Annotated in this window: 12 protein-coding genes and 1 pseudogene; 5 read left to right on the top strand and 8 right to left on the bottom strand. The window is 29.5% G+C overall.

Translation table 11 applies throughout. The features are described 5' to 3' along the window. The 4 genes and pseudogenes from J2772_RS21090 to J2772_RS21075 form a co-directional block, all read right to left on the bottom strand. Window positions 1-924: pseudogene (locus tag J2772_RS21090) on the bottom strand (transposase); the annotation flags it as partial. 294 nt (window positions 925-1,218) lie between these two features. Next, entirely contained in the window at window positions 1,219-1,626 is a 408-nt protein-coding gene (locus J2772_RS21085; RefSeq protein ID WP_115971997.1) for a hypothetical protein, read from the bottom strand. An 11-nt stretch (window positions 1,627-1,637) separates the two neighbouring features. Then, window positions 1,638-2,147: an HAD domain-containing protein gene (locus J2772_RS21080; RefSeq protein WP_209920155.1), complete on the bottom strand. Its 510-nt coding sequence runs from the start codon at window positions 2,145-2,147 to the stop codon at window positions 1,638-1,640. After that, entirely contained in the window at window positions 2,144-2,740 is a 597-nt protein-coding gene (locus tag J2772_RS21075) for a hypothetical protein (protein ID WP_209920153.1), read from the bottom strand. The genes J2772_RS21080 and J2772_RS21075 overlap by 4 nt, the downstream gene beginning before the upstream one ends. Window positions 2,741-2,828: 88 nt before the next feature. Here J2772_RS21075 and J2772_RS21070 point away from each other — a divergent pair, with 88 nt between their 5' ends. Further along, window positions 2,829-3,059, top strand: coding sequence for a helix-turn-helix domain-containing protein (locus tag J2772_RS21070; RefSeq protein ID WP_103291322.1), 231 nt, complete (start codon window positions 2,829-2,831; stop codon window positions 3,057-3,059). Window positions 3,060-3,281: 222 nt separating this feature from the next. Here the strand turns inward: J2772_RS21070 and J2772_RS21065 are convergent, their stop codons facing one another. Both J2772_RS21065 and J2772_RS21060 read right to left on the bottom strand, forming a co-directional pair. Continuing rightward, window positions 3,282-3,722, bottom strand: coding sequence for a JAB domain-containing protein (locus J2772_RS21065; RefSeq protein ID WP_115972000.1), 441 nt, complete (start codon window positions 3,720-3,722; stop codon window positions 3,282-3,284). A gap of 123 nt (window positions 3,723-3,845) precedes the next feature. Further along, entirely contained in the window at window positions 3,846-4,253 is a 408-nt protein-coding gene (locus J2772_RS21060; RefSeq protein ID WP_209920151.1) for a hypothetical protein, read from the bottom strand. A 278-nt stretch (window positions 4,254-4,531) separates the two neighbouring features. Here J2772_RS21060 and J2772_RS21055 point away from each other — a divergent pair, with 278 nt between their 5' ends. Genes J2772_RS21055 through J2772_RS21040 form a run of 4 tightly spaced genes read left to right on the top strand, consistent with a single transcriptional unit; the run spans window position 4,532 to window position 8,041 of the window. Next, window positions 4,532-5,314 carry a restriction endonuclease gene (locus tag J2772_RS21055; RefSeq protein ID WP_209920147.1) on the top strand — a complete coding sequence of 261 codons (783 nt, stop codon included), beginning with the start codon at window positions 4,532-4,534 and terminating at the stop codon, window positions 5,312-5,314. A gap of 42 nt (window positions 5,315-5,356) precedes the next feature. Further along, the gene (locus tag J2772_RS21050; protein WP_209920145.1) at window positions 5,357-6,325 is read left to right on the top strand and encodes a thymidylate synthase; all 969 of its coding nucleotides are present in this window, start codon (window positions 5,357-5,359) and stop codon (window positions 6,323-6,325) included. Continuing rightward, complete coding sequence (locus J2772_RS21045; RefSeq protein ID WP_209920143.1) at window positions 6,318-7,106, top strand: hypothetical protein; 789 nt, start codon at window positions 6,318-6,320, stop codon at window positions 7,104-7,106. Before J2772_RS21050 ends, J2772_RS21045 begins: the two co-directional genes overlap by 8 nt. A gap of 2 nt (window positions 7,107-7,108) precedes the next feature. Next, window positions 7,109-8,041, top strand: coding sequence for a hypothetical protein (locus tag J2772_RS21040; protein ID WP_209920141.1), 933 nt, complete (start codon window positions 7,109-7,111; stop codon window positions 8,039-8,041). Here J2772_RS21040 and J2772_RS21035 read toward each other — a convergent pair. Continuing rightward, window positions 8,031-9,131: an ImmA/IrrE family metallo-endopeptidase gene (locus J2772_RS21035; protein ID WP_209920139.1), complete on the bottom strand. Its 1,101-nt coding sequence runs from the start codon at window positions 9,129-9,131 to the stop codon at window positions 8,031-8,033. The genes J2772_RS21040 and J2772_RS21035 overlap by 11 nt on opposite strands. Further along, window positions 9,103-9,441 (bottom strand): hypothetical protein, encoded by a 339-nt coding sequence (locus J2772_RS21030; protein ID WP_209920137.1) that lies wholly within the window; start codon window positions 9,439-9,441, stop codon window positions 9,103-9,105. The genes J2772_RS21035 and J2772_RS21030 overlap by 29 nt, the downstream gene beginning before the upstream one ends. Window positions 9,442-9,480 lie beyond the last annotated feature (39 nt).

Raw genomic sequence — 9,480 nt, 5'->3', positions numbered from 1 at the left:
TGTTTTGGTGTCTGTTGGGTTGGGATGAATTGAATAATGTAAAATGAATTGTCTATTGGTAGAAATTTGTAGATTGTAAGCGGGTTTTAGTTGTCAGTTTCGCATATGATCCTCCTTCATTCGCATAAAAGTAGCGTCTGTATCGGTTTTGGAATAGGAATTTCTACCTTCTAATAATTCTTGCTGTTTTTTATACTTCTCTAAATTATCTGCCCAGTTTTTCTTAGCATAATTTAGTTTCTGACGAACTTTTGAAGCTACTTTTTTGTCTTTCAAAACCTCATTGATCTTTTCGATGGTTTGAGTTACTTTTTCAGAATCTACTTCTTTAAAATCAATACTTTCTGTATTTTGAAGCTCGTCTTTTGCAACTGTTTCTGCATAGTTCCAAAGCTCTTCTAATTGCTCTGCAATCCTTTCTTTGTGTTTTTTGACAGCTCTTCCCCAAACAAAAGTATAGCGATTGGCATTGGCTTCTATCTTGGTGCCATCTACAAAAGTGGTTTCCAGACTTACCAAACCTTCCTTTTCCAAAAGAAGAACAATTTGTGTGAAAATGGCTTTAATCTCACCTTTCAATCGGTCGCTACGAAACCTGTTTAAAGTATTATGGTCGGGACGGCTCATCGCTGAAAGCCACATGAAATGAATGTTTTCTTTAAGTGCCTGTTCCATTTTGCGGCTTGAATAGATATTACTCAAATAACCATAAATTAAAACTTTTAAAAGCATTTTAGGATGGTAACAAGAGGTTCCACCAGGTTTGTAGGTTTTGATCAGGCTTTTAATATCCAAACCATCAATAATGCCTGAAATAATTCTCACAGGATGCTTTTCATCTATCAACTCCGATAAATTCGGAGGAAAAAGCAAGTTTTCTTTGGGATTGTAATCTTTAAAGACTACTTTTGAAGAAGTTAACACACAGCAAATTAATCAATTTGCAACTATTAGGAAAGCGAAAGCTTTCCTTTTTGCATAAAAAAGGCTATCTCTTTTGAGACAGCCTCTTATCGAGTTTTTGTAGTGGTCCCACCTGGGCTCGAACCATGTACATCTGGGTTATCACCCAGTATCTCTAACCTACTGAACACACAGTATATATAATTCAATTATCAAGAATACTCTTTTAAGGGTCTGCCTAAAACTAGGCCTTTTAATCTAAAAACTCCTAACATAATAGAATATAATTAAGAAATCAAATTATCATGATAGGCTTTACAGAGCAATATTTACAATCTTATATGACAAGTAGGAGTCTTCTACCTTCTTCTTATTTAACAGTATTAAAGTTCCATTTTCCTTAATCTTATCAGAAACATAGTAGAAGTCTTCAGGCTTATTCATGTCTTGCATCAAGAATGTGCCTTTATCTGTAGTATTAATATATTGCACGCCAAATCCTGTAGAACCTTCTGGCATTTGAAATAAGACATAATAACTTTTATAAAAAGTATCATATTCTATTGAAAGAATTTTGCCGTAAGGTTTCTCAAAGAGAACTTTTTTAGTTTTAGCATCTTGTGCTACTAAATAAATGTCTCCTTTCATATAGGTGATTTTATCTGTTTGAGCTTTAATAAGAATTGTAAGAAAAAACAATAATAGTAATGTAGCTTTTTTCATGGTATATAATTTTATGGTAAATTTTCTTTTGGAACTTGATATGAGTTTAAAAACTCAATAACTAGTTCTGCATCTTTTTCTGACAGCCCCACTCTATCATCTATCTGAAGAAAATGTTTCTCCTGAATATCTAGAATATCATCTTCATCATCAATAATAATAAAGTTCTCTAATCCTCCTTTTAATGTTTTGTGGTAATCTCTTATCCACTTAAAGATTTCTAAACCTCTTGGAGCTAATTCAAAAGTGGTTTTGTAGTGAAGTGATTCTGTTACACCAATAACTTTTCCTTTAATACCTACTATATTAAAGAGCTCATTAATTTCTTCTATACTCTTTAGCAGTCTCCAAGCTGATGATAAGACTATCTCAGCTTTTGTATTGTCAATTATCCTATTGAGAGCATGAATATTATTGCTATCAAAATGGGAAGTTTCATTTTGATGGATAGCTAAGTTTTTACCTCTATAGTAATCAGCATTATTTAGTACCCCATCTAGGTCTAGAAAAATGATTTTCATTTCTTTTTAGTTTTAAGTTTGAATATCAAGAAAAGAAACCCTATTATTCCTAGGCTAATTAAGACCCATTTGATAATCTTTTTAGTTTCATATTCCTTCTGCATCTGTTGAAGAGTTATTTCATCAGGCATTGCATAGGGATTAAGACCTTTTGCTTCTGCCATTTCTTCATACTGGCTTGGATAAGCTTTAATATTTTGAGATCCACTTCCATATAAATCTGTATTTGATTTTGCAGTTTCCTCTGTTACTGTACTACCTGAACTATTAGCTTTTTCTCTTAATTCACTCCATAACTTTTCTTTAGAAGTAGCTTCATCATTATCTTTATCCAAAGTTGAATTGTTTCCTATCTTTAATACCTGTTGATAGTTTCTAAATGATTTTACTTTTCCATCTTTAAAAGTGATCGTAGCTACTCCATTCTCTCCATAGCTCCAAACTTCTTCTCCAAAAACATCATAATCTTGAATACTATGTGGTTCTCCCTGAACTTTTTTCACATCTGATTTATTAGAACCAACATTTATGTACTGCTGTGCATAAATAACAGCATTACAACTTACTAACAGTGTTAATAATATTCTTTTCATGTTTGAAATTTTCGCATAGATACAAAATAAAACACAATGTAACGTATACGTTCCTTTAAAATTCATAACAAAGGTCAAATTTTGACTAATGGATAGAGAGCAAGAACTTATAAAGTTTGGAAAAAGAATTAAGCAAATAAGAGAATCTAAAGATTTAACTCAAGCTCAACTTGCCCACAAGATTGGGAAAGACAGAGAGTCCATTGCCAGATTAGAAAGAGGTGGAATTAATCCTACTTATTTATACTTAATGGAAGTTTGTGAAGGACTTGAAATAAGTATGGAAGAATTAATGAAGTTTTCAACTTTAGATATTTAGCTATTAATCTTATTTTTATTTGATTGGTCCCCATACATGAACATTAAAAATTAGCTATAATATTATATCTTAACATTAAGCATATCATAAAACTTCTTATGATTTAGCAGATATTTTAGATCTTATACATTCTTTTTTATCTTTACATTATTCCTAATAGAGCCTTAATATTATCTTTTATTAAGTTTAAAATGAAATATTTTTAAGCTTAATATTAAAGATTTATAATAAACCCTCATCAGCAAAACTATAATAAGATTCTTTATTAATAATTAGATGGTCTAACAGCTTAATCTCTAAAAAACCGCAAGCTAATTTCAATTTACTTGTAATATCCATATCAGCCTTACTTGGTGCTAAACTTGTACTTGGATGATTGTGAATTAATATGATATGAGTAGATATAGATTTTAAAGCTATGGAAAGAATTAGCCTTATATCTACTACACTCGAAGATATACCTCCCTTTGATAAATTATAGATACCAATAACTTTAAGTGCATTATTAAGAAACAAAACTTTAGCTTCTTCACACATTTCAATAGTATCTAGATTCCAATTGTTGAGGGCTAGCATATATGAGGATTCACTAGTAGAGATAATAGTCTCTATTATGTTAGGAGAATAAGAAACTTGTATTTCTGATACCTGATGGTCTTGCATAAATAAAAAGGGTTAAGTGGGGAATTAGAAAATAAAAAAACTTCCAACCTCGTATTTACACATTATAGTATACAATACGAAAGTGGAAGTTTTATACAATAGAGTTATGTTGAAACTTTAAAACTAATCTGCTAGAACATGGTCATATTTCCCATTCGTAGAAAAGTTTTCCAGATCTGCCTCAAAGTTATCAGAAGTAGCTCTGTTAGCTTTTATTGAGCTAGAAGGAACAATACTTTCGGGAATATACACGAACCTATGTTGCATAATAATTGATTCTCCTGTTTCTTTGATAACATATTCATAAGGTTCACATTCTTCTTTCTGAACACTACCCTGAAGCTCTGTACCAATTAAAGCCTTACAGGTTTCTTCATCAAATGTAGATGAAATGAAAGTCTTTTTGGCTGTAGCATAATACTGGTTGGTCTTTTGGCTTAATACCATTTCAATTCCTCCTTGAACTTCGAGTACACAAAATGTTGTACCATCCTCTTTTTGTCTTGCTTTGTAGTTGATAATTCTTACCATTGTCTTTAAGTTTTTGAGTTAGATTTTCACCTTTCCTAAGAGATATGTTCAGATTAAACTATGGTTGAAACAATATATAGTCTGCCTGAAATTTCATTTTCTATTAGAAACAGTACGGGGAGGTTCCCCTTACTAAAATAGGTGGGGGTGTTTCTAAAGGACTATCATGCTTTCTTAAAGAGAAGGCTTTTAGAAAGTAAAAAAATTATTTTCTATTTTCAAATCTCCCTGCATTTGATATTAACTAAAAAAAACTACTTTTATAAAAACTTATAACTATGGCTAAAATGAAACCTTGGTATGAATTCCAAGAAATTTTGAAATCTTATTTTCAACTATTGGGATGTGATGCTCAAACTAATGTAACTATTCAAGGAGTAAGAACCAATCACAACATTGATGTTTTAGTGAAGAGCAAATATTTAGGACATGACTTGACATGGATTATTGAAGCTAAAAAATGGAAACATAGAATATCGAAACTACATGTGTTAGGATTAAGACAGATAGTGGATGATATAGGAGCAGATAAAGGATTCATTATTTCTGAAAAAGGTTTTCAAAAAGGAGCAATAGAAGCCTCTAAGAATTCCAATATTTCATTACTAACTTATGAAGAACTTCAACAATATTCTGGTAGAATAATTCAAAATGAAATCTTAGAAAAGTATTTAGAAAGAATAAATTTATTATTGTGTAGATATTATTCACATAATAAAAACATACGTATAAAATACAATTTAAGACAAGAGACAGGTGGCTATGACCCAAAATTCAATGTATATTTTATTTTAATGGCATTAGTAAGATCTATTAAAGCAGGACTAGAAAATGCTTATCCAATAATATTTGAAACCTATCTTGATGTTAAATATGGAGAAAGATCTGCGGAAAACTATTTTGAATTAATAAACTGGTTAAACATTAATTTTTTAGTAGTTGAAGAAAAGTTATTTATGACTGAAATTGAAATGCAAAAGAATGGTGATTATAGTCCCCAACTACATTATTTCCCACCTGATAAAAACATTCATATGCAAATGATGAAAGTAATCAGATAATAATACCATAATTTTCAATATTTTTAGAAAAACTTATAATCAATGTACATAGAAGAAAATACACTTGATGACTTACTACATGAACTATTACCTAAATTTCTAGATATAGACACATCTATTAATAATACTAAAGGAGATAATTATGAAAAGTTAGGAGTTTATATAAAGCTAAAAAATCCAAGAGCAAGGGTAAGTGCTACCCAAACTAAAAACATTGCTATAAGCCCTATTGGTGAATTACTATGGTATCTCTCTGGTAGTGATGAGCTAGAGTTTATTAAATATTACCTTCATATTTATTCAAAATCCTCAGATGATGGAACAACAGTAAGTGGAGCCTATGGACCTAGATTAATTTCCATGCATGGCTACATAAATCAAATTGAAAATGTTATTAAGCTATTAAAAGAAAGACCTAATACAAGAAGAGCAGTAATACAGATCTTTGACGCTAAAGACTTAATTAACATTGATTCAAAAGATATTCCTTGTACTATATCATTACAATTTTTAATTAGAGAGAAAAAATTACATCTTTTTGCCTCAATGAGATCCAATGATATTTTTTTAGGACTTCCACATGATATTTTTTGCTTTACAATGTTACAAGAAATTATTGCTTGTGAACTAAATGTTGGATTGGGAGAATACAACCATTTTGTTTCTAGCTTACATTTATATTCAAAAAGTATAGAATTAGCTAGAAATTATATTTCAGAAGGATTACAGTCAACAAAATATGTAATGCCAGAAATGCCTTCACAAAACGTTTTTACTAACATTAAACTATTATTGGTATATGAAAAAGAAATACGAACTAATCCTAATTTTGATATTATGAATTTGCCTGAAGTTGATGACTATTGGAAAGACATGATAACTTTATTAAAAATTTATTCTTTAGATAAGAATAAAAATAAATCAGAGATCAATAATATAAAATCTTTACTAAAAAACAGTTTATTTAAACAATATATTGAAGAGAAATTCAACCTAACTACAGATGATTAAGATATTAGAAGAGATATTTAAAATATTAGAAGAGGAGGAGGATATTATTGATTTAGGCATTATAGAATGGAGTACACCCATACCCTATTTTGGTAATTTCAATAATGCGAAAATTGCCACAGTAGGTATTAATCCTAGTAATAGAGAGTTTACTGATAGTAATAATGAGGTCCTAAAAAATAGTAGGTTTCATACATTAGAATCTTTAAACTTAGATAATTGGAATGAAATCAGTGAAATTCATTTGTCAAAAATATTGGACGCTTGTAATCAATATTTTGAAAACAACCCTTATAGTCAATGGTTTAACAAATTAGAATTTCTACTATCTGATACTTCTTATTCCTATTACTTTCCTTTGAGTAATGTATGCCACTTGGATTTAATCCCATTTGCAACATTAAAAAAATGGTCAAACCTTTCTATAAAAAATCAAAAGAATCTTCTAAATAAATGTGCAGATATATTAGGAGATATTATAAACGAATCAAAACTTGAATATATAATACTAAACGGCACAACAGTAATTTCAACTTTTGAAAAGGTATCTAGTATATCATTAGATAAAAACTTACAAGAAACTTGGCAACTAAATAGAGTTAATGGAGCTCCTGTTTTAGGATATTCCTTTACTGGAATATTAAATAAAATTGGAAATGTGGATTTAAATAGAGAAATTAAACTTATAGGATTTAATCATAATATTCAGAGTAGCTTTGGTATAACAAAGCATGTAATGCTAAATATTAAGAATTGGATTAATACACAAATCACATCGTAATTATGAAAAATACAGCACTTTATCTATCATTAGAAAATAAAATCAATACATATAATTTACAAAATGGTAATATTTTATCAGGAATACTTGATCCCATTAAAAAAGATGTATTTATTAGACAATTAATCGATAGTATTAGGAGAGTTAAATATGTTGAAACAGTAAGGAGTAGAACAATATCTCCTGAAAGAGCTGATCCAAACAATAATTTATTTGACCCAATAAAAGGCGCGTGTTATTTATTCCAACAAGGAAACTTTGATGAGGCCAATTGGTTAATATTTTTATCAACTCATTTTGGAATTGACCCAGTGAATGGGTGGAAAATAACAAAGAATTTATATGGTAAATTAGGGCAAGATGGGAATAATAAATGGTCATGGGGAAATGTTTCAAATAACTTAAACACTTTTCTCACTTGGCTGGATAATAATTCATTGCAAATTAAGGATAATGCAAAATTTGGAAATCATAGAAGATATCAAAGTATATCTGCCACTAGTAATGCGGGAACAGGCGCAACAATAACTAGTTATGTTAATTTAATCGGAAACTCCCATTCTAGTTTTTTTTCTAATATAATTGAAGATTCCCCAACTCCAAGAATACTCTTCAATAGATTATACAGAATCTATAAGAGAGATATTAAAGGATTTAGTAGGCTGGGAACGTTCGATTTCCTTTGTATGTTAGGAAAGTCAGGAATTTTAAATATTGAACCAGATACACCTTACTTAAAAGGTGCTTCAGGACCATTAACAGGAGCACGAATGCTTTACAACTTAAATGGACAACAAGGAAATGCATCCTCATTAGAAAGTTATTTAATTAACCTTGAAACACATTTACAACTAAGTTTTGGAATGCAGGTTTTAGAAGATGCATTATGCAATTGGCAAAAAAATCCTGCTCAATATATCTATTTTAATGGTTGATATGATTTAAAGCTTCATTAATTTCTTCCCAAGTATATCTTTTTTTATATCCATTAAGATAGCTTGGGCTTATTATTTTAGAGTGCTGCATTTGACCAACAATAATACCTGGAGAAACCCCAGCTCTAATAGCAAGCTCTAAAATTTTTCTTTTATCACTTTTTAATGAATATAATTCCTTTCTTAAATTAAGGTGAAGTAACATTTCGGCTGCAAATAGATTAGCTTCTATTTCTTCATCTGCAATCAATTCCAAATTATTTTCTGATTCAATTCTTAATGACTTATGACTATGTAAAATCAAATGACCTGCCTCATGAAAAAATGTAAACCAAAACTGATCGTCAGAAAGATATCTAAAACTCAGGATAAGTAGAGCCTTATCTTCATTTATGAATTTAGTAGCTCCGCTTGCAGTACATTTTTGTGGGGTTGGAACAATTACAACTGCAACACCACAATCTTCACAATAGCGTATTAAGTCTGGTAAGAATTGTTTGGGGCTTTTTTTTCTAGTCAAAGGTTTTATTTTATCTTCTAATGTTTCAATAAATAAATCCTTATTCCATTTTTTACACTTATAATTTTCTGCTAGTATTTCAGCTCTTCTGATCCATGAAATTATAGACAAGTTTTCAGAAATAAAAGCATTTGATTTTCTGAATGCAACAGTATTTAATAGAAAATCATATTTAATTTTAAATTCTTGAAAATTATCAACACTAAAAAAATCTAAACAAGATTTGTAAATATTATTCTTATTTTCCACCCATCCAAACTTCAACATATCCTTATAAGGAATCTGTTTTAACCAAGTGCTAATTTCATCTATGTTTTCCAGATTTTTTTTATATTGTTGCTCCCTACTTAACCAAAAAGACTTTGTGGAACCCAATACAACTTCTAGTTTATCAGCAAGATTTTCATCTATTGATAATTGACCTTTTAAAAGTAAATTAATAGTTTGCAAATCTTCATTCATTCTTTGAGCAAAATCGTTAATACTTACCTCTCTCTCTGATAATACATCCTTTATTGTACTTCCCGGAGGAGTTGCCCAATTAGGTGAAAATGGAAGTGTTTTGTTCATTATGAATGTCTATTATTTTAATTCTAGTAATTTTAGTCCAATCAAATTCTTCAGATACTTGAAGGTTTAAATTATTAACGACAAAAATAAGTTTATATTTTTTATTAAGATCTATTGTAAAATATACTTTTTTGTCTACCTTAAATTCTGTTGGGTTTCCAAGTGGGATTTCTGATAGATTCTTTGCTGCCTCAAAATCTGACAATCTGTTTTTCAAACTTTGAACAATCTCTATTCCCAAATGTTCAATCGCAGACTTATTATCTTCACAAATTTCTCGTAATTTTTTATTTTGAAAAGAGATTATCAACTGTATACTAATTATTTATTCAAAAATACTAAATAAAAA

It is taken from the genome of Chryseobacterium jejuense (assembly GCF_017877355.1).
Lineage (GTDB): Bacteria > Bacteroidota > Bacteroidia > Flavobacteriales > Weeksellaceae > Chryseobacterium > Chryseobacterium jejuense_A.
This window is presented reverse-complemented; position numbering and strand designations above follow the sequence as displayed.